This is a genomic window from Micromonospora sp. NPDC049171 (assembly GCF_040648275.1).
GTDB lineage: Bacteria > Actinomycetota > Actinomycetes > Mycobacteriales > Micromonosporaceae > Micromonospora.
On sequence record NZ_JBEZDJ010000003.1, the window covers coordinates 63,331 to 85,188 of the forward strand.

A 21,858-nucleotide genomic window follows, 5' to 3' on the forward strand; every position below is an offset into this window, starting at 1 on the left:
TGGGGAAAAGGGCGCTATTCGCGCATGGCCGGCGACTGCCGAAGGTCGGCGCGGGAGGTGACGGCGCCGTGCAGGAGTAACGTCATCGCGGCGTGCGACGCCGAACCGGGTTCGGTGGTGGCGACGACGACCGTCTGACCGTCCTCGGTCCGCAGGGCCTGCTGGGTGACGGCCATCGTGCCGACCAGCGGGTGGCGCATCTGGTAGACGCTGCTGCCGCCGGCCTTGACCCGGTGGTCGGCCCACATGGCACCGAACTCCGGGCTGCGTACCGTCAGCTCCCCCACCAGCGCGGCCAGCGACGGGTCGTTCGGATGCTGCCCGGAGACCATCCGCAGCGTCGCCACCACCGCGCGGGCCTTGGCGGGCCAGTCCACGTACAGGTCGCGGGTGTGCGCGTCCAGGAACACCAGCCGGGCCATGTTCGGGCCCTGGTCGGGCCGCTCGGGGAGCGTGTCGTCCAGGTGACCGGCGAACAGGGCATGACCCCCGACGTTCCAGGCCAGCACGTCGGCACGACGACCGAGCACCACCACGGGTACGTCACCGAGTGTCGCGACGAGCTGGCGTACCGCCGGGCTCACCCGCTCCGGCGGCGGACGCCGGACCGAGGGCCGACGGCGGGTCCCGGCGGCGAGCTCCTTCAGGTGGCGACGTTCGGCCTCGTCGAGCTGTAGTGCCCGGGCGAGGGCCTCAAGGACCTCGGGGGAGGCGTTGACGGCCTGCCCCTGCTCCAACCGCGAATAGTACGAAGCGCTCACTCCGGCCAGCAGGGCCAGTTCCTCCCGGCGCAACCCCTGCACGCGACGCCGGTCGCCGTACGTCACCACGCCCGCGTCCTCCGGCCTGAGCTGGGAGCGTCGGGCCTGGAGAAAGTCGCCGAGCTGTCCTCTCGCGTTCATGACTCGAAGTATTGCGACCTCGCCGTGGCGCAACCACATCCTGGCAGGGATAGGCAGCTCGGCGCCCGAGACGTCGCGCCGGTCGTCGCGACCAGCCGGGCACCGGCCCCGCGGTCGGTGATCCGCCGCCGGTATCGGCACGTGGGGTTGCGGATCGGCCCTCGGCGCCGGAAAGGTGGACCCGGTGAGCCGATACGACACCATCGACGCCCTGCTGGAGCGCACCGGCCAGCCGCTCGGCACCACCGGATGGCACCTCGTCGACCAGGCCCGGATCAACGCGTTCGCCGACGCGACAGGCGACCACCAGTGGATCCACGTCGACCAGACGCGGGCGGCGGCGGAGAGTCCGTTCGGCACCACCATCGCGCACGGCATGCTCACGCTCTCGCTCTGCGCCACCTTCCTGTCCGAGTTGGTGCAGGTCGACGGCGTCCGCCTGGTCATCAACGCCGGGTTGAACAAGGTGCGCATGCGCGCACCGGTCCCGGTCGACGCACGGGTGCGCGGCGTCGCGACCCTCCTGGAGGCCCGCCGGATGGCCGCCGGAGCCCGGGTGGTGGTGCAGGTGCGGGTGGAGATCGAGGGCGAGACCAAGCCGGCCTGTGTCGCCGACTGGGTCCTGGTGTTCAACGACTGATCCCCGCGTCACCGCGCCGCGCGTCTCCCGCCAGCTCATCGACGTCGGCACCGCGACACCGAAGGGGCTGCGGACGTGGGACGTGCCTCGCCCACCGACGCCGCCCGACAGGGTTAAATGAGACCGCCCTACACACGTCACCGCGCGCAGCCACGCCGTGGACAGCTGATGGACAAGGTCCCCAGCATCGGAGAGGATCTATCCCGTGAATACCCGGTCCACCGGCGCCGCACCGACCGCCGAGAACGCGATCCCCGACCAGACGTCCGACGACCGGACGCCGACCGGATGGGATCGGTGGCGCTGGGCCCGCCCCGAATGGATCCTGGCCGCACTCGGCAGCCTCCTGCTGTCGGTGCTGCTGACCTGGCCGACGATGCGGCATCCGGCGAGCACCATCCCCAACGACATCGGCGACCCGACGTTGCAGGCGTGGCAGGTCGCCTGGTCCGGGCATGCTCTCCTGAGCGATCCGGCCGGCCTCTGGGACTCGAACACGTTCTTCCCCGAGAAGTACACGTACGCCTACAGCGACACCCTGCTCGGGTACGCCCCGGTCGGGATGATCGGTTCCGGCTTCGAGGCCGCCCTGATCCGATACAACGTGCTGTACGTGCTGCTGCACGCGCTGGCGGCCTTCGGGGCGTACGTGCTGGCGCGGCAGCTCGGTGCGAACCGGTGGGGCGGCGCGGTCGCCGGGATCGCGTGGGCGTTCGCGCCCTGGCGGTTGGCCCACGCCGGTCATCTCAACATCCTGTCCAGCGGGGGGATCGCGCTGTCCCTGGCGATGCTGGCCCGTGGTCATGGCTGGTCGCTGCGTCACGGTTACCGGCCGGAGCGACGGCGGCCCGGCTGGGCGATGGCTGGGTGGCTCGTCGCCGCCTGGCAGGTCACGCTGGGTTTCGGCATCGGGCTGCCACTGGTGTATTTCCTGCTGGCCGCGGTGCTGGTGGCGGCGGGCTGCTTCGGGTGGTCCTGGTGGCGCAAGCGGGAACGCCCGCCGTTCGGTCGGCGGTTGCTGCTCACCGATCTGGCCGGTGGGGCCGTGTTCGGTGCCGTGACGCTGCTGCTGGGCCTGGTCTACCTGCGCGTTGTCGACATCAATCCGCAGGCCGAGCGGGGGCTGGAGTGGACCAGGATGTTCTCCCCTCCGCTGATCGGGTTCGTGACCGCACCAGCGGACTCGTGGTTGTGGGGTGAACGGCACGCCGCCGCACGCGAGCAGTTGTCCTGGCCACCGGAGATGGCGCTGCTGCCGGGGCTGACGGTGATCGCTCTGGCCGCGGCGGGCCTGTTCGTCTCGGTGTACGCGGGCCGGCACCGGATCGCGCTGGGCCTCGGCGTGCTCGGCACGGTGCTGCTGGGCCTTGGCTCGACCCTAGGTAGCGACGGCGACCCGGGCTATCTGACGCTGTCCACGCTCCTGCCGGGCTGGGACGCGCTGCGCACGCCGGGCCGGATGATGCACTGGACCAGCCTGTTGCTGGCGCTGCTGGCCGCCGGAGCGGTGACGGCGCTGGCCGAGTCGTCGGGCCAGGCCTCGGCCCGCCGCTGGACGCGGGTCCTCATGCCGCTGGTCCTGCTGGTGCCGCTGACCCTGGTGACCCTGGAGGGCGTCAACCGCACACCCCACCCGACCGTGACCCCGCCCCCGGCCGCGATGGGGGCCGCACAGGACCCGATCCTGGTGCTGCCCGCCGGGGGTGTGGGCGATCTGACGTACATGTTGTGGACGACCGACGGGTTCCCCCGGGTGACCAACGGGCTGGCCGGGTTCGAGCCGGTCAGCCAGGCACAGACCCGGGCGGCGGTAGCATCGTTCCCCGACCAGGGCAGCGTGGCGTACCTGCGGGGGATCGGCGTGCGGTCGGTGGTCGCCCTGCCGGACCGCACCGCGGGGACGCCGTGGGATGGCATCGCGGCCCGGCCCATCGACGGGCTGGGCATCACCCGGGAGGATCTCGATGGCACGCTGCTCTACCGCCTCTGAGCGGGCACGCGGCGCGGACGCCGCCGGTGGATGCCCGGGTCCGGGTGGGGCGGGGTGAGCAGGATGCGGTTGTCCATCGTGGTGCCCTGCTTCAACGAGGAATCGTCGGTGGAGCGGTTGCACGAGACCGTCACGGCCACTCTCGCCGACCTGTCGGACCTGGATGTCGAGGTGGTGTACGTCGACGACGGCAGCGAGGACGGCACCCTCGAGGCGCTGCGCCGGCTCGCCGCCGCCGACCCGGCGGTCTGCTACACGTCGCTGAGCCGCAACTTCGGCAAGGAGGCGGCGATGCTCGCCGGCCTGCAACGGGCCACCGGCGACGCGGTCGTCATCATGGACGCCGACCTGCAACACCCGCCACGGCTGCTGCCCGAGATGGTGGCGCTGTACCGGCAGGGCTTCGACCAGGTGATCGCCCGCCGGGACCGGCGCGGTGACCGGTTCGTACGCATGGTCGCCTCGCGGTCCTTCTACCGGATGATCAACTGGTGGATCGACGTACGCCTGCAGGACGGGGCGGGTGACTTCCGGCTGCTGTCCCGCCTCGCGGTGGACGCCATCCTGGCGATGCCGGAATACAACAGGTTCTCCAAGGGGCTGTTCTCCTGGATCGGCTTCCGCACGGTGGTGGTGGCCCACCGCAACGAGGCCCGGCAGACGGGGCGGAGCAGGTGGACGTTCGGCAAGCTGTTCAACTACGCGTTCGACGGCCTGCTGTCGTTCAACAACCGACCGCTGCGTCTGGCGATCTACGGCGGCATGTTCCTCACCCTCATCGCACTTGTCTACATGGCCTGGGTGGTCGCGGACGCCATCGAGAAGGGCATCGACGTCCCCGGTTACACCACCATCATCGTCAGCGTGATCGGGCTCGGCGGCATCCAGATGACCATCCTGGGTGTGATCGGGGAGTACATCGGCCGGATCTACTACGAGACCAAGCGCCGACCGCACTATCTGGTGCAGGAGACCGAGCGCCTGGTCACCGAGAGCGGCGAGTCGCCCCGGATGCCGTCGCAGCCCGCGGCGCGGTCGAGCGATCGGGGCCCGCAGGCGGCACGGGAGGAGGCGTTCCGCCGGCCCTCCCAGCGGCCGGCCACCGGAGAGGCCACGCCCGACGACGCGGGCTGAACGTCGATGCGAGCTGAACGTCGATGCGAGCTGAACGTCGATGCGGGCTGAACGTCGATGCGAGCTGAACGTCGATGCGAGCTGAACGTCGATGCGAGCTGAACGTCGATGCGAGCCGGCCGACGACGTCGGCCGGCTCGCCGCCGGGCGTCCGCGGCTACGACGCCGCGTCTCCGTCGCCACCACCCCCGGACGTCGCCGCAGAATCGGCTGCGGCGCTCGGCATCTCTCGGGCTGACGGCGCGTAACGGTGGTAGTAGCCGGTCAGTGCGACCGCCAACGAGATCGACCACAGCGGAAAGAGGCACCAGCCCAGCCCTCCGGCCCCCCAGTACGCCCAGTCGTCGACCGGTTCTCCCCACAGTTGGAACGTGTCGAGCTGACCAGGGAGGTGCACGCCCATCTGCGCCAGCAGCAGTCCACGACCAAACCCGAAGATGCCGACGACGGCCGACCCGCCGAGCAGCAGCGGAAACCACATCGGTACGACCCGGCCGCGCAGCACCGGGATCCAGCGTGGAAACACCCTGCCCCAGCGACAGAGCAGCCCAGCGGTCAGCACAGCGCCCCCCGTCGCGAATGACGCGAGGGTCGGCTCGATGTACACGTTCTCCGGCTGGTTGCGCAGCAGGGACAGGACGAAGGGTTCCGGTGCCCCGACAGCCCAGCCCCGGGACCAGGCCAGTCGGATCAGCGCGTACGGCAACGGGCAGGCGATCGCCACGTAGGTAGCGATCCGCCCCGCCCGGATCCAGGCGGCGCGGCGACGTCGCAGAGCACGCGGGTCGCGGTCACTCGTGCCGTCGGCGTAGGCGACGCTCGCCAGGAGGAACAGGGCCGCGCCGGCCGCCGCGACGACCTGGAACAGCGTGGGCCAGTCCGCCCGCAGCCAACCGATCGGGAGAATGCCCAGCGGCGGCAACATGATGATCATCCGTCCGTCCAGCACGACGCCCACGATCACCGCCGCGACAACGACACCGCCGACGATCCCGGCTCGACGTCGAGTCGGTCGGCGGTCACGTCCGTCGAGCCGCCAGGCCACGACGAGCGCCGTCACACCGAACACCGTGACGAGCGGGCCACCCACGGCACGCTCCAGGCCTGCCAGCAGCGACGAGTAGTCCGGCCCGGTGCGGTCGTTGTGGCCGAACGGGTAGCCGGCACCGCCAGAGGACCAGAAGATACCCAGCACGACGAGGAACCAGGCCCACCCGCCTGCCGCGGCCGCCGCCCACCGCCGCCAGGACCGCCGCCCGCCGTTTCGTGCCGCCGATGCTGTCAAGGCTGTCATGGCGGTCAGTGTCGGGCACCCGGGATGAGCTCGACATCTGCCGTACGGGGTGGACCGAAGGCGTCGAACCACCTGGCCTCTACCTGTCGGGAGACGCGCGAGCACTCGTCGCCTGTGCAGGATCGACCCATGCGAAGGCGACAGCTGACATCCGCGCTCGTGGGGCTCCTTCTCGCCGGGACCGCCATGGTGGTGCTACCCCGCTACGGCGACACCGAAGGCTGGCGAGCCACGTTCAGCCCTTCCCTACCAGCGCCGACCGGATCGCACGACGTGGGCGTACGACGGATGCGGCTCGTGGACCAGGACCGCCGCGATCCGTGGCGCCCGGACAGTGACCGGATGCTGATGCTCGACGTGCACTACCCGGCCGACGCCGGGTCGCGGCCGTTGGCGCACTACGCCGTGGCGTCGGCCCTGACCGAGTTCGGCCGTCTGGCCTGGGCACCCGGCGAAGAGCGACGCCTGGGACTGCTGCCGGACGAGGTCAACTGGATGTTCCGCACCCATTCCCACGAGTGGGCGCCGCCGGCCACCGGCTCGTTCCCCGTCCTGGTCGGCTCGCCACCACCCGGGGTGATGCGGTCGGCGTACACCGGCATCGCCGAGGAGTTGGCGAGCCGCGGATACGTGGTCGTCACCGTCGACCACCCGTTCGACGCGCCGGTGGTCGATCTCTACCCCACCCGGCGGGTGATCGAACCCACCGACGCCGTCGCCACCGTCGGGCGCGTCGAGGCCGACACGACAAGGGTCGCCGACCTCGAGTACGTCACGAGGAAACTCTCCGGCCTGGATCGGCAGGTGAGCCGTGTGTTGGACCTGCGACGGGTCGGCCTCTTCGGCTGGACCGGCGCAAACGCCGCACAACGAGCGCACCTCACGGGTCTGCCCGGTGTTTCCGCCATCGCGGACCTGAGCGGCACCGCCGAGGTCGCCGACACCGGTCGGGTGCCCCTGCTCATCATCGGAGGCTCGCCCATCGGCACGCACCGTGACCTCCCGCGCTCCGGCTGGCGAGCGACAGTCACCATCCCCGGCGCGCCGTTGCGGTCGCTCACCGACGACGGGGTGACGTTGGCACAGATCGCGCAGCGCTACCCACGCGCCGAACCAGTCGTGCGGCGGGACATCGGGGAGGTGCACGCGTTGGCGTACCGCACCGTCCGCCGCACGCTGGCCAGCTTCTTCGATCAGCATGTCAACGGTGCGACCGCCGACGCGATCGTCGTGGAATCGGGCGTGACAGTTGATCTGGTCGCACCGTGAGATGCTGACCGGCGTGAAGCGGCTCGCCGGTCTGGCCGCCGGGGTCGTCACCGTCCTGGCGCCCTGGTACGGCCAGCCGGCCCCGCTGCGGCTGACCGCCTGGGTCTCGGTCCTCGCCGCGACCCTGGCGATCTCGTCGCCCCGACTGCCCCGGGTGCCGCTCGCCGCCACCGCGGCCGTCGTCTCGCTGGGCGGAAGCCTCTGGGCCTGGCGGTTGCTCGGCTACGGCTTCGTCGACGACGGCAACGACTCCAGCAAGCTCCTGCTGTGGACCACAATCGAGGTCGGCGCGCTGACCACCCTCGCCGTCGCACTGACCCGCGGCGCCGGCCGGGCCAGCCGGCTGACCGGGGTGCTCCTGCTGCTGCCCGGGTCGGCGGTCGGACTGCGACTCCTGCCCGACGCCGCCATCGGAGAGCAGTTGTTCCTGGGCGCGCTGGGTGCCTCCACGGTGCTGGCCGGAGCACTGCTCGGTCACTACCTTCGCGGCCTCGACGAGCTGCGGGTGACGGTCGTGCAGCAGGCCCGGGCCGAGCAACGCCGCCGGCTCGCCGCGGACCTTCACGACTACGTCGCGCACGACATCGCCGGCATCGCGGTCGTGGCACAGTCGGTACGGGTGGCCGGCGAGAGCGACCCCGGAGCGCTCATCGCGCAGGTCGAGCAGGCCGCCACCCGGGCGCTGCGACGGCTCGACCACAGCATCCGGCTGATGCGGGACGACGACGAGCACACGACCCACCAGTACGGCCTCGCCGACGTACCGGACCTCGTCGGCGCCCACCCGCTCCCGGCCGAGCTGACAATGGCGGTGGCGGCACACGGCGACATCTCCGCCGCGATCCAGGCCACGGCGTACCGGGTGATCGTCGAGGCACTCACGAACGTCGCCCGGCATGCCCGCACCGCCGTTGCGGTGCGGGTGTCGGTGACCCAACTGGACGGGCACCTGGACATCGTGGTCGCGAACGATCTGACGACCCGAGCGACGCCACCACGTGTCGCGGGTCAGGGCACCGGCCTGGCCTCCCTCCGGGCCCGGGTGGAGGCGCTCGACGGCACCATGCGTGCCGGTTGCGAGCAGGGATCGTGGCAGGTACGCGTGAAGCTCCCCCTACACTGAGTCGATGCCCACGCCGACGCACCTGCGGCTGGGCCTCGGGAAGGCGACGTCATGACCACCGTGGTGATCGCCGACGACCACGACATGGTCCGGCACGGTTTCCGCATGGTGCTGGCGGCGCAGCCCGACCTGACGGTCGTCGGTGAGGCCGGCAACGGCAACCTGGCCTGGGACCTGGTGCGCCGTCTGCGCCCCGCGGTGCTGCTGGCGGACATCAGGATGCCCGGCATCGACGGCCTCGACCTCGTCAGCCGCGTCACCACCGCCCCCGAGTTGGACACGAAGGTGATCGTCGTGACCACCTTCGACGAGGACGAGTACATCGGCCGGGCGCTGCGGAACGGGGCGAGCGGTTTCCTGCTGAAGGTGTCGGCACCTGGGCTGCTCGTCGAGGCCGTCCGCGCCGCGCTGGCGGGCAATGCCCTGATCAGCCCCGAGGTCACCGTCCGCTTGCTGCAACGGCTCAACACCGACCGCGAAGCCCGCAGGGCGGACCCGCCCTTGACCGCCCGCGAACGTGACGTCGCCACGCTCGTGGCGCGCGGGCTGAGCAACGACGAGATCGGCGCGGAACTCCACGTCTCGCCGGGCACCGTCAAGACCCACGTCGCCCACATCTCCACGAAGCTCGGAAACGTCACACGCGTACGCATCGCCGCCTGGGCCTGGGAATCCGGCCTCGTGTCCCGCCCCTGACCGGGAGGCCGCGTCGGGTGCGGGCGGCTCGGTCAGCCGTCCGGGGTGAACAGGCCCTGGATGCCGACGACGATCGCGATGAGCCCGAAGATCGCGAGCAACAGGCGGACCCCGGTCGCTCCGGTCGTCTGCGCGTCGCGTGGCGCCGGCCGCCCGGTCAGCCGGTCCCACAACAGGGCGACCCCGACGCCGATCCCCACCACCTCGAAGTGGAACACCCGCGGCCCGGACACCAGGTGCACGATGAGGTAGTAGCCGCCGGTCACCAGTGCCACGAGGCCGACCACCCACGCGATCGGGGCGACCCGACCGGCGAGGCGACCCAGGTCGTCGCCGACCCGGGGCAGCAGCCGCAGCACCGCGACGGCGAGCAGGAAGCCGCCGACGATGTTGGCGAGGTCGAGCAGCAAAGCCATGATCACGATAGGTCTCCGTCGATCGGGGGATCAGCGGGTGGGAGCGTACCCACGGTCCGGGGCGGTTCAAACGATCTGGACCGCGGGTACGACAGGAAGAACATTTTACGAAAGCTTTACCCATTGACCAGCGTCTTTGTAATCTCGGGCGAATCAACCGGCACGAACCCGATGCGACTCCCTCGTTCGTCACCTAGGCTGCCTGGTGACAGATCGACGGACCGCACCCGCTCCGTGCCGGCCGCCGCGACCTCCTACCGCCGGCCTCGCAACGGCCGACGTCGATTGGAGTATTCGATGACCTGGCGTCCAACAATTGCCGCACTGGCCGGGCTGTGCCTCGCGGCCACCGCCGCACCGTTCGCCACCGGTGCCGCCGCGGCACCCTCGACAGCCGTCGACACCGCTCATGTTAGCGCTCACTCCACGCTCGCCGGTCCGCCCGGGGCACCACCCGGGGTCTGCCCGGCGGGGGTCGGATACGGCCCACCGCTGCCCGCCAGCTCCCTGTCGGCCACGAGGATCCAGGGCGGGTTCTCGTTCCTCGAAGGGCCGGTCTGGGTCGCCGACGGCGGCTACCTGCTGATGTCCGACATGGCCCCCGGCACCGGCCCGTACAACGTCCAGCCGTCCACGATCCGCCGGTTCACCCCACCGGCGACCTTCGACACGTTCATCGCCAACGCCGGCAGCAACGGCCTGGCCCTCAGCGCCGACGGCCAGCAGATCGTCGCGGCCACCCACGACCAGCGCAGCGTGTCCGCGTACCGACTGGGCGACCGGGCCCGCAGCACCGTCGCGACGAACTACCAGGGTCGCGCGTTCAACTCGCCCAACGACGTCGCGGTCCGCTCCGACGGCGTCGTCTACTTCACCGACCCCAACTTCCAGCGCGGCAACCGCCCGGACCAGATGAACGGACGTACCAGCGTCTTCCGCGTCTCGGGCGGTCAGGTGTCACTTGTGGACGACCGACTGCGCCAGCCCAACGGCATCTCGCTCTCACCCGACGGGAGCGCCCTGTACGTGGGCGCCTACGGCGAGAACAAGATCTACAAGTACGCGGTCCAGCCCGACGGCAGCATCGGCTCCCGCAGTGTCTTCGTGAACTACATCGGCGGTCCGGACGGCGGGACGATCGACTGCGCCGGCAACGTGTACTGGACGTCGGGCTTCGATTCCCTGGTCCACGTCTACTCCCCCACCGGCACCCAGCTCGGCACGATCCGGCCGGGCAACACCGGCACGACGAACGTGGCCTTCGGTGGCGCCGACCGGCAGACCCTCTACATCACCTCGGGCCCACGGGGCGACTCCAGCCTCTACAGTGTGCGACTCAACGTGCCCGGGTACCCCTACTGACCGAGGTAGGCGGGTAGCGCACCGAGACCGCCGACCGAGTCGAGATGGCGTGACCGGTCTCCGTGACGTCGCCGTCCAGACACCTGCGTGAGCTGCCGGCTCACCGATCCTCGTCCGCCGACGCACCGAGGGCGAGGGTCAGGAAGCCACCACCGCCGGCAACGAACAGCAGGCCGTTCTGGGCGGCGACGTCCCGGACTGACCATCGGCGGGCACCCGGGTCACCCCAGCGAGAGACGCACAGGCCCGCGAGCGCTGACTCACGCTAGGAGTTGACGCCCACCCGCTGCTCGAGCACCTGCATCTTGTAGCGGAAGTCGGCCAGATCGTCGTCGTGGAGGAGGCGGAAGAACCACTGTGGCATCCGCGGCTGCTGCCGACGGGCGACGAACAGCACATCCTGCACCTGCCGGGCGAACACCGCGAACGCCTGGTCATCGGCGGTCGCGCGAGACGACTCCTCCATCCGCGCGCGCACCAGACCGAGCACCCGGATGCGGTCCTGAGTGGTCAGGATCTGCGCGCGGGCCATGTCGGAGCAGGCCAACAGCAGACCCAACGATGGTACGAACCACACGCTGACCAGGCTCGCGACCGTACTCTCGGTCAGCAGGCCCACGGCGACGCCCCCCGCGCACCAAACCGCGACGACACCGAGCAGGCCGGCGGCGAAGCGTCGCCGGACCCGCGAACCCCACGCCAGGTTCTGCTCCAGACAGAAGAGCACGTCGTACGGGGCGGCGACTGTCGCGACCAGGTAGTAGTCCCGCAGCCGCGCGTCGTCGCCGCGGTAGCGCCGGCTGAGGCGGCTCAGCTCGTCCTCGGACAGTCGCTCACCGACCAGGACCGCGTTCCACGGCAAACCGAACAGATCGGTGTCCAGCATCTCCTGCAATGTCGCGCTGGTGCGCAGGTGTCGACCGATCTGGGGGGCCAGGACGACGGCGTAGACGCCGGCCCAGAGCGCACCGACGACCGAGGCGGCGGGCTGCAGCGCGGGTTGCGCCACCTTGGCCACCACGCCGAGGCTCGCGACGACAAGGGACATCAGCAGACTGACCGTCTGGGCGCGTTGCGTGTAACTGTGCGCCACCGCGATGGCCCGGAAGAGGAGCAGGGAACGGGCGTTGTTCTGCAACTCGTCGATCCGCCGGGTGTCTGCCAATCGAACCTCCCAGGGGCCAGCGCTCCACGCCTGCCCAGAGATGGTGACACGATCAGCGATCGAGACGATACCGTGCGTTCGATCGTTGACATCCGCTGCTTGCCGACGACCGGGCTCCCCCGCTGGCCCTGGTGGGCCGGGAGCGACAGACTGGGCAGGTGCCGGATGACCGAGACCGACTGTTGCGGACTCCCCGACGAGACCTGGCCGCGGCCCGCCGCAGCACGTCGACGTGGGCACGACTCGCCTTCGTGCCGGAGCCCACCGGCGATGGCCAGCTCGTCGACCGCAACCGCACCGCCCGATTCGGTGTCCTGTGGGCAGCGCAGTACGACAGGCGTCCGGACGACCTGCCACTGCTGCGGTTCCTCCTCGACCAGGAGACCCGGCGCTACCGCGAGACGGCGCCCATCGGGCTGGGGCGGGGCCTGGAACTGGCCGGGTTGCTCGTCGCCGAACACCGCCAACCCGAGGACGTGTGGTTGCACTGGCAGGCGAAACAGGTCACCTTCGACACCGCCCTGGGCTATCGCACCCACCACCTGCTCACCGCGCGAGTCGCCGCCACCGTCGCCGCCGTGCGGGCCAGCGCCCACCCCGACCGCGACCGGATCGCGCACGAGATAACTGCCGCCCGCAACCACGACGGCACGCCACACTTCACCGACGACGCCGTCGACGACTGGTTGGCGGCGCAGCGCACCCGGTTTCCGGACCACCCGGACGAGGAAAACCCGCGCGACTGGGCCGACCACGCGGCACTGCTGGGTGACCGCGAGGCAGCGCGCCGTTTCCTGCTGCAGTGGGCTGCCACCCAGCTCCGCACGGAGCAGATGCTGAACAGCCTGCAATTCGGCCTGGCCCACCTGGGCTTCCTGGACGAGGCGATCGACGTACAGACCGAGGCGGTCGCCGTCTGCGAAGCCGGCTCCGGCAAGGCCGGCGCCCTGCTCACCCTGATCCGGCTGCACCGCACGGCGGGCCACTTCGCCGAGGCGCGGCAGGCGCTGCGTGACTGCGGCGACGCCATGCCGGCCGACCCCTTCTGGAAGGACGCGGGGCTGTGGCGCTACTTCGTCAAGGAGCACTTCCTTCTCGTCCCGTTGGCACCGAACCCCGAACTCGCCCAGCGCCTCCTGGACGAGGGTGCCCGGCAGATGCGCGGCGTGTCCAGGCTCTGGATGGACGGCGTGCTTGACGCCGCCATCGCCGCCGCCGAGCACAGCGGGCAGCCCCACCTCCTCGACCACTACCGGCAACTCCACGCCCGCGAGCAGCGGGCCCGCGACGAGGAGATCGGCCGGGCAACACGGTCGGCGCATTCGACACCGACGGACGAGACGGCCCGTCACACCCCGGGGTTAACGTTGCCGACGTGAATCTCGCGGACCTGGTTATCGACGCGGCGGACAGGGGCTTCGGCGACCTGGACGCCTCCCTGCTGCCGGAGCTGCGCGCGATCCGCCGCGACGGCCCCGCACGGGCTCGGCGGGCCGCGCTGCTCGCTCTGCTGCACCTCGGCGGCGAGCGGGCGCTCGACCCCGCCGACCTGGCCGTGCTGCGGCGGCTCATCGAGATCAAACGCCCCACTGATCGGCCGTGCTCGATTGATGGTTGCTTCAACGCGTGGTTGGCCGTCCGCGGCGGCGACCAGCAGGACATCATGCGGGTGCTCGGGTTGGCCCGGTCCGCGCCCACCACGTACGAATTGGGCGAGACGCTCGTCGCCCACCTCGGCCACGGCGGGCCCGACGATTCGCGTACGTGGCGGCACGTCCTCATCTCACCGCTGCTCAACGGGTGGACAGTGGTCTACGGCCCGAGTTGCGATCCCGACGACGAACCTCAGGTTGAGGGGTGGGTCCGAGAGCTGAGTTCCCGCCACGGCGACGCACAGGCCTACTTCTACGGCAGCCAGGGCGACGGCGACGCGTGGCTGGTCGGCTCACGCGGGCAGATCGTCCGCCGCTACAGCAGCAACAAGCCGGAGACGTCGACGGGTGAGCCCCTGCCTGTCGAACAGCGCGCCCTGGCCCGCCTCGGTCTCAGCGGGCCACCGGAACGGCTCGACACCGACGTTCTGTGGGACTTCGTCACCGAATGCGGGGCGCCGCAGGTCGCGGCCGAGCTGAGCATCGACCCGGTGTGGACGGGATGGCCCACCGACCTGCACGTCCAGGGTCAGCCGTTGATCGCCTGGCCCGAGTCGGACGACGACGTCAGCATCCTTCGCGGCTGCTACGTCTTCGGCATCTGATGTGCTCGGCGATGATCCGCCCAGCTGGCAACTGTCGCGTCACGAACGGATCAGCCGCTACGCCGGTTACCCCACTGCCGCGGGCCCTGGACGGAGCCACCCCGGCCGCCGAAGTGCTGACCCTTCCCGTGCGGTTGGGGTGAGGCGACCTTGCCCTTCGCGCGTCGGGCAGCCCGATTCGCGGGCTCGGCGGGCTGGTCAGCCTCGGCCTCGGCCGTGGTTTCGGCATCCGCCTCGTGGTCGTCGTGAGCGGGCTCAGGCTCCGGCATCGGTTTCTCCCTGGATCTGGGGCGCCCTCTCGACCAGCGACAGCCGACGGACGCGGATTGCTCGACCCGGGTGTGGGCGCCTGGAGACTATCGCAACGCCGGGCCCGTGCGGGCGACGGTCACCCGTTCGCGTCGGTCAGCGCACGGTGTCAGCTCTGCTGGTAGTTCACGGCAGCGAACCCGCACGGTTGGTGCAGGTGCAGGTAGTAGGCACCTTCGCCGTATTCGTCCAGGTCCGCGCCGCCGACCAGGCCCACGTAGTCCATCGGCTGGCCGCAACCGGGGCAGGCGGCGTGCTCGGCGTCCTGAATCCACTCGGGCCGGCCGCCCAGCGTCGAACCGCCCCGATCCCACGCACTGGCCTGGTAGGGGCTCTGCCGGGCCGGACCCAGGACCGGCGCCAGCGTCGGCGGGTCCTCCGGCTCGGTGGACCCGATGCAGCTCGGGCGGGTGTTGCCGGGCCACCACGTGGTGGCGCCGGCCGGCGTGACCTGGCTGTACAGCGTCGCGTAGCCGGAGCAGAAATGGCAGGTTTCGATGATCAGCCGGCCGGACCAGCCCGTGTGGGCCAGCGCGGCGCGGACGGCCGGGTCCGCGGTGTCGAGGTCCGCGGCGGTCCACAGCGGCGACGCGCACCACGGACAGGTGGGCCCGTCGACGCGCCGCGGCGTCTCGCGCATGACCCACTGGTACGCGATGCCGCCGCACAGATCCCGGCGGCTGCCGTCCGGGCCGATCGTCCAACCGCCCTCTTCGGCGTAGCCCAGTGCACTGACGTGCAGTTCCTCCGCGCCGGCCGGCGGTTGCGTCGTCCAGCGACGTAGGGCGCTCTCGGCCAGCGGGTGAGTGGTGTGCGCCAGGATGACGAGCAGGCCATTGAGGTCGTCCGGTGTCCGGCCGTCGTCGATCCGCTCGATGATCCGGCGGACCAGGTCGACCTCGGCAGCTCGGTACAGTTTCGCCGGCCACAGCACGTCCCGATCGAGCAGGTTGCCGAGGTACGGAGTCAGCCTCCCCGGGTCCGTGTCGGCGATCGCGGACAGCTCCTCGATGGCCTCCTCGTCGTCGACGGCGGCCTTCTCGATCAGCTCTTCGATCACTCCGGGGATGTTAGTCACCTCGATCGACCGGCAGGTGCCCCCGGTCACCGCGGGGCCAATCGGGGTGTCCGCGTTCAGATCAGGTAATGGCCGAACTGTCAATGAGCGAATACGGATTGAACGAGGCCACCGGCGGACCGGATTCGCAAGAAGTTGAGATTCCCGTCTCTGGCGACGGGATTCCTGGGCGACGAGGAGAAAGAACTCTATGCTCGCCCCGGAACAGGCTGCGGCTCATCCGCGGCACGGGGACCAGCAGCACGGGGATTGCGAATGCGCCAGGATTCTGCTCTGCACAACGGCACCGCTGGCGTCAGCGAGGGGGCACCCGCCGGCGCGGAGGACGTCGCCCGCCGATCCGCGGTCGCCGAGGAACAGGCGTTTCTCGACCTGGCCACGGCCCGGCGCGACAGGTTGGCCGACCACCTCCGGGTGGAGCTTTCCACCGACGCCCTGGACCCGGTGGAACAGGCCCGGCAGCGCATGCTCCGCCAGCATTACGAAGAGCTACGGCGGGCACAGGACGGGCTGGTCTTCGGCCGCCTCGACGGCCTCGACGGCACCGTGCGACACGTCGGCCGCATCGGTCTGCGCGACGACGGTGAGGACAGTGAGCCCCTGCTCATGGACTGGCGTGCCGCCGCGGCTCGGCCGTTCTACACCGCGACGGCCGTCGACCCGCAGGGCCAGGCACGGCGCCGGCACATCCGTACGACCGGATCGACAGTCGTCGGGGTCGACGACGAGCCACTGGACGGGACCCTGTCGGCGGAACTCGTCGGTGAGGGCGCTCTCCTGGCCGCCCTCGACCAGCGACGCACCGGCCACATGTCGACGGCGATCGCCACGTTGCAACGCGAGCAGGACGACATCATCCGGGCCGAGGCGACCGGCCCGCTCATCGTGCAGGGTGGCCCCGGCACCGGCAAGACCGTGGTCGCCCTGCACCGCGTCGCGTACCTGCTGTTCGCCCGCCGGACGATCGCCGACCAGGCGGTCCTGGTCCTCGGCCCCTCGCCGCGGTTCCTCCAGTACATCGCCCAGGTGCTGCCCGCGCTCGGCGAGACCGCCGTCGTCTCGGCGACCTGCGACACCCTGCTGCCGGGGATCGGGGTGGGCCGCGACGAGAGCCGGCAGCTCGCCGAGATCAAGGGCCGGGCCCTCTGGCAAACCGCGCTGGAAAACTACGTCACGTCGCTGCTCCCCCGGCCCCGGGAGCTGAGGCTGCGCTGGGAGGGCGAGTTCTACGGCATCGCCGCCGCGACGGTGGCGCAGGCGCTCGCCTCGGCGGTGCAGGGCCGGCCGTATCATCGCGCCCGCGCGGTCTTCGCCGAGCAGCTGCACCACCTCCTCGCCGACGCCGTCGTCGAACAGCGCGAGACGCTGATGAACGAGATGGAAGAGGGCTTCGAGGACATCCTCGCCCGCGTCGACCGGGACCTGACGCGCGAGCACCACCTCGGCAGGGCCGCCAGCGGCAGTGACGTCGACGGCGTGCTCTCCGAGGAGGAGGTGGAGGATCTTCGTTCTCGGATCGCCGGAAGCGCCAGCATCGCCCGGTTCGTCGAGGCGTGGTGGCCCACCCTCGACGTCGAGACCCTGCTGGGTGCTCTCCTGACCGACCGTACCCTGCTGGCCCGGTTCGCCCCGGAGCTGTCCCGGGAGGAGATCGCCGCCGTCGCGGCCGAGCCCGCCCCGTGGGCATCGAGCGACATCGCCCTGCTCGACGCCCTCGCCGACCTGCTGGGTGAGGTCGAAGCCCCGCAACCTCAGGGCGAGTTCGTCGCCGACCGCGCTCGCCGACAGCGCGGCTGGGTGTACGGCCATGTCTGCGTCGACGAGGCGCAGGAGCTGTCCGAGATGCAGTGGCAGATGGTCGTACGGCGCTGTCCCAGTCGGTCCATCACCGCGGTCGGTGACATCGACCAGGCGGAGGCGGCGCACCGACACAGCAGTTGGGCAGACGCGGTGCGGGCTGTTTTCGGAGACCGTTGGACCGCCGCGGAGCTGACCATCTGCTACCGGACCCCGCGTGAGGTCATGGATCTCACCGGGCCGGTGTTGAGGAGGGCTGGCAGCCACAACGCGCCACCACGGGCGGTGCGCTCCTCCGGCATCGCGCCCTGGGAGCTCACCACCACGCCCACCGAGCTGGCCGACGCCGCCGCCCAGGCGGTGCGACAGCTTCGGCAACGGTGGCGTGGCGGCACGGTCGGCGTCATCGCCCCCGCCGACCGCGTCGGCGGACTCCGGGCCGTGCTGAGCGACGTGCCGGTGCTCACCGCGGCGCAGGCCAAGGGTTTGGAATGGGACGCGACGCTCCTCGTCGACCCGCAGGGCATCGCCGCCGAACCGCGCGGCTGGAACGGCCTCTACGTCGCGCTCACCCGCTGCACCCAGGAACTCGGGCAGCTGATCCTCACACCGCCGGCATAGCTGACGCAGAACCCGTCGGTCCACCGCCGTGGCCGTACCAGGCCCGCGGTTCAGCGGCGTGGCCGCACCAGGCCCGCGTCGAACGCCGCGATCACGAGCTGGGCCCGATCTCGCACGGCGAGCTTCGCCATCAGGTGCGTGATGTGCGTCTTCACCGTCTTCACCGAGATGACCAGGGCGGTGGCGATCTCGTCGTTCGACAGACCGCCGCCGATCAGCGTCAGCACCTCCACCTCACGGGAGGTCAGCCGCCGCAGTGCCGCAGTGGGCCGTTCCGGTCGGGGCGACGTGACGTAGTGCGCGACGAGCCGGGTGAGGATCGACGGCGCGAACAGCGACTCACCGTGGTGGGTGCGGCGGATCGCCTCGATCAGCTCTTCAGGGCGGGCGTCCTTGAGCAGGAAACCGGACGCTCCCGCCTGCAACGCCTCGTAGACGTACTCGTCGAGCTCGAACATGCTCAGGACCAGGACACGGGCGGTGGACAGCACCGGGTCGGCGCAGATGCGCCGGGTGGCCTGCAGGCCGTCCAGATGCGGCATCCGGACGTCCATCAGGACGACGTCGGGGCGGGCGGCACGGGCGCACGCCACGGCCCGGGCACCGTCACCGGCCTCGCCGGTGACGGTCAGGTCCGGCTCGTTGTTGATGATCATGGCGAGGCTGTGTCGGAGCAACGCCTGGTCGTCCACCAGCAGCACCCGGATGTCGCTCACGCCGCCTCGTCCCGGATCCGCGCGGTGAGGCGGAAACCCGCGTCGACCCGCTCGGCCGACAGGGTGCCGCCGAGACTGCCGACCCGCTCCCGCAGCCCGGCCAGCCCGTGGCCGGCGCCCGGCGACGCTCGCCATCCGTCGACCGACGGACCGGTGTCGGCGACCGTGACCACCACGTACGTCCCGTCCCGGTACACCCGCACCCGCACGTCCGTCGGGCCGGCGTGCCGCGCCGCGTTGCTGAGCGCCTCCCGCACGGTCTTGCAGACGGCGACCTGTGCCCCCTGCGACACCGGGCCCAGCGGCTCGACAGTCAACCCTGCCCGGATCCCGGCCAGCGACGCGCCGTGCACGATGTCGGGGAGGTCGTCGAGGTTGTCCACCGGCGCACGGCTGCTCGCGGCCGACGGCTCACGCAGGACGGTGAGCATGCGGCGCAGCTCGGCTGTCGCGTGCCGACTCGCGTCCTCGATATCGGTGAGCGCCACCGCCACCTCGGCCGGCTTGGGCAGGTGCCGGGTGGCCGCCGCGCGGACCGTGATCAGACCCAGGCCGTGCGAGACGATGTCATGCAGGTCGCGGGCGATGTGCAACCGTTCGGCGAGCACCGCCTCGGACGCGGCCCACGCCGTCAGCCTCGATTCGTAGGCGGCGCGGTCGGCGCGGGACCGCCGCACCGCCCACAGCGCGGCCGTGACAGCACCGCCGACCAGCAACGGCGGCAGTACGACCGCGAGTGGTCCCTGCGTGCCGACCGTGCACATGGCCATCACCAGCACGCTGATCACCACGGCGACCACCGGCACGACCCTGGACCGTCCGGAGGGGCGCGGATGGGCGTTCACCACCCCGACTGTAGTTCTCAGACCAGGGTCTGACGGTCCGTGGGCCGACCCGGCCGCCCGGTTGCGAGAACGGTCCGATGTGTGCGCGCCGAAGCACCTGTTGACTCGCCTTATGATCACGATCGATCACGTCAGTAAGACCAGGAGCGGGGCGCGGATCCTGTCCGACGTCACCTTCGAGGCCCGACCCGGCCGCGTCACCGGCTTCCTCGGGCCGAACGGAGCCGGCAAGACGTCCACGCTCCGGATCCTGCTCGGCCTGGACAGTCCGCAGAGCGGGACCGCACTGATCTGCGGGCGCCCGTACCGGAATCTGGCCCGCCCGCTGACGACCGTCGGCGCGCTGCTCGACGGCAGCGGCGCGCACCGGGCCCGCACGGCCCGCGCCCACCTGCGCTGGGTGGCCGCCAGCAACGGCCTGCCGGACTCCCGCGCCGACGAGGTCCTCGACCTGGTGGGCCTGACCGCCGACGCGCGCAAGCGCGCCGGCCGGTTCTCCCTCGGCATGAGCCGCCGGCTCGGGCTCGCCACCGCACTGCTCGGCGACCCCGAGGTGCTGGTCCTGGACGAGCCGGTCAACGGTCTCGACCCGGCCGGCATCCGCTGGATGCGCGGATTCCTGCGTGACAGCGCCACACAGGGCCGCACGGTCCTGTTGTCCAGCCACCTGATGGGCGAACTGGCCGAGATCGCCGACGACGTCGTCATCATCGACCGGGGCCGGATCGTGATCCAGGGCGGACTCGCCGACGTCACCGGTGGTCACCCCACCCTGGAGGACGCCTTCTTCGCGCTGACCACCACCGAGGCGGGTGGCGCGTGGTGAACGCGGTCCGCGCCGAACTCCGTAAGCTGCTCGGCCTGCCCACCGCCTGGGTCGGCCTGGTGCTGGGCACGTTGGTGGCGCCGGTGGTGGTGCTGCTCAACGCGCCGTACACCCGGCGTGCGATCGCCGCCGGCACCCTCACCGACACGTCCGACCTGGGTCTACGCGACCTGGGTATCGGCCTGATCGGTCCGATGGTCCTCGGCGTCATCGTGGTGAGCAGCGAGTACACGTCCACCGGTCAGGATTCCCCCGGCGCCCGCCAGCTCACCACCACGCTCGCCGCGGTCCCCAACCGGCTGCGTCTGCTCCTGGCGAAGACCACCGCGCTGGTGCTTGTCGTCGCGGCACAGGCAGCGGTCACCACCACCGCCACGCTCGCCCTCACCCGGGTGCTGCACGGCGAGCACGCGCCGGCAGCCGCCCCGGCGCGAGTCGCCGCCGCGATCCTCTACTGGACGCTCACCGCACTCCTCGCGTACGCGATCACGTTGATCACCCGCAACGGCATCGTGCCGCTGACCCTGCTGATCATCAACAGCTCCGTGGTGTCCGTGTCGTACCTGCTGACAAAGGTCACCGACCTCGCCTCCTACCTGCCGGACATCGTCGGAGCGCAGATGTTCATCCGCGGCGGGGACTTCCCCGTCGAGGTCGCCCCGGTGACCGCAGGGCTGGTGATGACGGCCTGGATCGTCTTGTTGCTCGCGGTCGGCGCCCTCCTGTTCCAGCGGCGCGATACGTGAACGCCGTCCGCGCCGAACTGCGCAAACTGCTGACCCTGCCGTCGCTGCGCCGAACCGTGTTGCTGACCTGGGCCGCCAACCTTCTGCTGATGTCCGCGTACGCGTCCGCCGAGTCCCGCGGTGAGCCGCTCGGCGACAACGTCGCCCTGGCCCCGCTCGGCTACACCCAGGCCGGTTTCCTGGTGCTCGGCGTGCTGGCGGCTACGTCCGAGTACGAGGAGGGCGACCAGATCCGGGCCACCCTGCTCGCGATGCCCCGGCGCCTGCCCCTGCTGGGCGCGAAGGCCCTCGCGCTCGCCGCGCTGACGCTCCCGGTGGCCGCCGCGACGGCGGCCACCAGCACCCTGCCGGCCGATGGGGCCGCCTGGACACCCGTCGCGACCGCGTACCTGACGCTCACCACGCTGCTGGCGGCGGCGGTCGCCAGCGTCGTCCGCCGCGCGGTGCCCGCCGCGATCCTGCTGCTCGGTCTCTACTTCGTCGCGGGCCCGCTGCTGCGGGCCGGACCGAACGCCAGCGCCGCGTACCTGCCGGACACCGCCGCCCTCGACCCGTCGCACGGCACCACCGCCACGATCGCGTGGACGTTCTTCGCCCTGACGCTGGCCGCGCTGACGTTCCGACGCCGCGACGCGTGACACCTACGCGCGGCGAGGAAGGCCCACGACGCCG

At 71.1% G+C, this 21,858-nt stretch carries 21 protein-coding genes; 13 read left to right on the forward strand and 8 right to left on the reverse strand.

Going from position 1 to position 21,858, the window contains the following annotated elements:
* Positions 1 to 14 precede the first annotated feature (14 nt).
* On the reverse strand, positions 15 to 902 hold the full coding sequence (locus AB0B14_RS05095; protein WP_357521376.1) for a helix-turn-helix transcriptional regulator: 888 nt from the start codon (positions 900 to 902) through the stop codon (positions 15 to 17).
* 184 nt (positions 903 to 1,086) lie between these two features.
* Between AB0B14_RS05095 and AB0B14_RS05100 the strand changes: the two genes are divergently transcribed.
* From AB0B14_RS05100 to AB0B14_RS05110, 3 genes are all read left to right on the forward strand, one after another.
* A complete protein-coding gene (locus AB0B14_RS05100) occupies positions 1,087 to 1,542 on the forward strand; it encodes a MaoC family dehydratase (protein WP_357080310.1) in 456 nt (151 codons plus the stop codon).
* Between the two features lie 250 nt (positions 1,543 to 1,792).
* A complete protein-coding gene (locus tag AB0B14_RS05105) occupies positions 1,793 to 3,532 on the forward strand; it encodes a hypothetical protein (protein WP_357080359.1) in 1,740 nt (579 codons plus the stop codon).
* A gap of 54 nt (positions 3,533 to 3,586) precedes the next feature.
* Entirely contained in the window at positions 3,587 to 4,666 is a 1,080-nt protein-coding gene (locus AB0B14_RS05110) for a glycosyltransferase family 2 protein (protein WP_357521378.1), read from the forward strand.
* A 157-nt stretch (positions 4,667 to 4,823) separates the two neighbouring features.
* On the opposite strand, the gene AB0B14_RS05115 is transcribed toward AB0B14_RS05110, so the two are convergent.
* A complete protein-coding gene (locus AB0B14_RS05115; protein ID WP_357521380.1) occupies positions 4,824 to 5,960 on the reverse strand; it encodes a hypothetical protein in 1,137 nt (378 codons plus the stop codon).
* Positions 5,961 to 6,089: 129 nt separating this feature from the next.
* Between AB0B14_RS05115 and AB0B14_RS05120 the strand changes: the two genes are divergently transcribed.
* From AB0B14_RS05120 to AB0B14_RS05130, 3 genes are read left to right on the forward strand one after another with little or no spacing between them, the layout of a single operon-like run.
* Positions 6,090 to 7,229 (forward strand): hypothetical protein, encoded by a 1,140-nt coding sequence (locus AB0B14_RS05120; RefSeq protein WP_357521382.1) that lies wholly within the window; start codon positions 6,090 to 6,092, stop codon positions 7,227 to 7,229.
* A gap of 13 nt (positions 7,230 to 7,242) precedes the next feature.
* Positions 7,243 to 8,352 (forward strand): histidine kinase, encoded by a 1,110-nt coding sequence (locus AB0B14_RS05125; protein ID WP_357521384.1) that lies wholly within the window; start codon positions 7,243 to 7,245, stop codon positions 8,350 to 8,352.
* A gap of 51 nt (positions 8,353 to 8,403) precedes the next feature.
* Positions 8,404 to 9,048 carry a response regulator transcription factor gene (locus AB0B14_RS05130; RefSeq protein WP_357521386.1) on the forward strand — a complete coding sequence of 215 codons (645 nt, stop codon included), beginning with the start codon at positions 8,404 to 8,406 and terminating at the stop codon, positions 9,046 to 9,048.
* A gap of 32 nt (positions 9,049 to 9,080) precedes the next feature.
* Here the strand turns inward: AB0B14_RS05130 and AB0B14_RS05135 are convergent, their stop codons facing one another.
* Positions 9,081 to 9,464, reverse strand: coding sequence for a hypothetical protein (locus tag AB0B14_RS05135; RefSeq protein ID WP_357521653.1), 384 nt, complete (start codon positions 9,462 to 9,464; stop codon positions 9,081 to 9,083).
* Between the two features lie 297 nt (positions 9,465 to 9,761).
* Between AB0B14_RS05135 and AB0B14_RS05140 the strand changes: the two genes are divergently transcribed.
* The gene (locus AB0B14_RS05140) at positions 9,762 to 10,826 is read left to right on the forward strand and encodes an SMP-30/gluconolactonase/LRE family protein (RefSeq protein ID WP_357080316.1); all 1,065 of its coding nucleotides are present in this window, start codon (positions 9,762 to 9,764) and stop codon (positions 10,824 to 10,826) included.
* Between the two features lie 265 nt (positions 10,827 to 11,091).
* Here the strand turns inward: AB0B14_RS05140 and AB0B14_RS05145 are convergent, their stop codons facing one another.
* Positions 11,092 to 11,991, reverse strand: coding sequence for an S-4TM family putative pore-forming effector (locus AB0B14_RS05145; protein ID WP_357521388.1), 900 nt, complete (start codon positions 11,989 to 11,991; stop codon positions 11,092 to 11,094).
* A gap of 158 nt (positions 11,992 to 12,149) precedes the next feature.
* On the opposite strand from AB0B14_RS05145, the gene AB0B14_RS05150 reads away from it, so the two are divergent.
* Positions 12,150 to 13,370 carry a hypothetical protein gene (locus tag AB0B14_RS05150; RefSeq protein WP_357521390.1) on the forward strand — a complete coding sequence of 407 codons (1,221 nt, stop codon included), beginning with the start codon at positions 12,150 to 12,152 and terminating at the stop codon, positions 13,368 to 13,370.
* On the forward strand, positions 13,367 to 14,248 hold the full coding sequence (locus tag AB0B14_RS05155; protein ID WP_357521392.1) for a hypothetical protein: 882 nt from the start codon (positions 13,367 to 13,369) through the stop codon (positions 14,246 to 14,248). The genes AB0B14_RS05150 and AB0B14_RS05155 overlap by 4 nt, the downstream gene beginning before the upstream one ends.
* Before the next feature lie 50 nt (positions 14,249 to 14,298).
* Here the strand turns inward: AB0B14_RS05155 and AB0B14_RS05160 are convergent, their stop codons facing one another.
* The gene (locus AB0B14_RS05160; protein ID WP_357080329.1) at positions 14,299 to 14,517 is read right to left on the reverse strand and encodes a hypothetical protein; all 219 of its coding nucleotides are present in this window, start codon (positions 14,515 to 14,517) and stop codon (positions 14,299 to 14,301) included.
* Positions 14,518 to 14,666: 149 nt separating this feature from the next.
* The gene (locus AB0B14_RS05165) at positions 14,667 to 15,617 is read right to left on the reverse strand and encodes a hypothetical protein (RefSeq protein ID WP_357521394.1); all 951 of its coding nucleotides are present in this window, start codon (positions 15,615 to 15,617) and stop codon (positions 14,667 to 14,669) included.
* 273 nt (positions 15,618 to 15,890) lie between these two features.
* Between AB0B14_RS05165 and AB0B14_RS05170 the strand changes: the two genes are divergently transcribed.
* A complete protein-coding gene (locus AB0B14_RS05170; protein WP_357521396.1) occupies positions 15,891 to 18,053 on the forward strand; it encodes a UvrD-helicase domain-containing protein in 2,163 nt (720 codons plus the stop codon).
* A gap of 50 nt (positions 18,054 to 18,103) precedes the next feature.
* Here the strand turns inward: AB0B14_RS05170 and AB0B14_RS05175 are convergent, their stop codons facing one another.
* The gene (locus AB0B14_RS05175; RefSeq protein WP_357521398.1) at positions 18,104 to 18,769 is read right to left on the reverse strand and encodes a response regulator transcription factor; all 666 of its coding nucleotides are present in this window, start codon (positions 18,767 to 18,769) and stop codon (positions 18,104 to 18,106) included.
* Positions 18,766 to 19,614 (reverse strand): histidine kinase, encoded by an 849-nt coding sequence (locus AB0B14_RS05180; RefSeq protein ID WP_357521400.1) that lies wholly within the window; start codon positions 19,612 to 19,614, stop codon positions 18,766 to 18,768. The genes AB0B14_RS05175 and AB0B14_RS05180 overlap by 4 nt, the downstream gene beginning before the upstream one ends.
* Before the next feature lie 112 nt (positions 19,615 to 19,726).
* On the opposite strand from AB0B14_RS05180, the gene AB0B14_RS05185 reads away from it, so the two are divergent.
* Genes AB0B14_RS05185 through AB0B14_RS05195 form a run of 3 tightly spaced genes read left to right on the forward strand, consistent with a single transcriptional unit; the run spans position 19,727 to position 21,824 of the window.
* Entirely contained in the window at positions 19,727 to 20,440 is a 714-nt protein-coding gene (locus AB0B14_RS05185) for an ATP-binding cassette domain-containing protein (RefSeq protein WP_357521402.1), read from the forward strand.
* The gene (locus AB0B14_RS05190) at positions 20,437 to 21,186 is read left to right on the forward strand and encodes a hypothetical protein (protein ID WP_357521404.1); all 750 of its coding nucleotides are present in this window, start codon (positions 20,437 to 20,439) and stop codon (positions 21,184 to 21,186) included. The genes AB0B14_RS05185 and AB0B14_RS05190 overlap by 4 nt, the downstream gene beginning before the upstream one ends.
* Positions 21,183 to 21,824, forward strand: coding sequence for a hypothetical protein (locus AB0B14_RS05195; protein ID WP_357521406.1), 642 nt, complete (start codon positions 21,183 to 21,185; stop codon positions 21,822 to 21,824). The genes AB0B14_RS05190 and AB0B14_RS05195 overlap by 4 nt, the downstream gene beginning before the upstream one ends.
* The last annotated feature ends 34 nt before the right edge of the window (positions 21,825 to 21,858 follow it).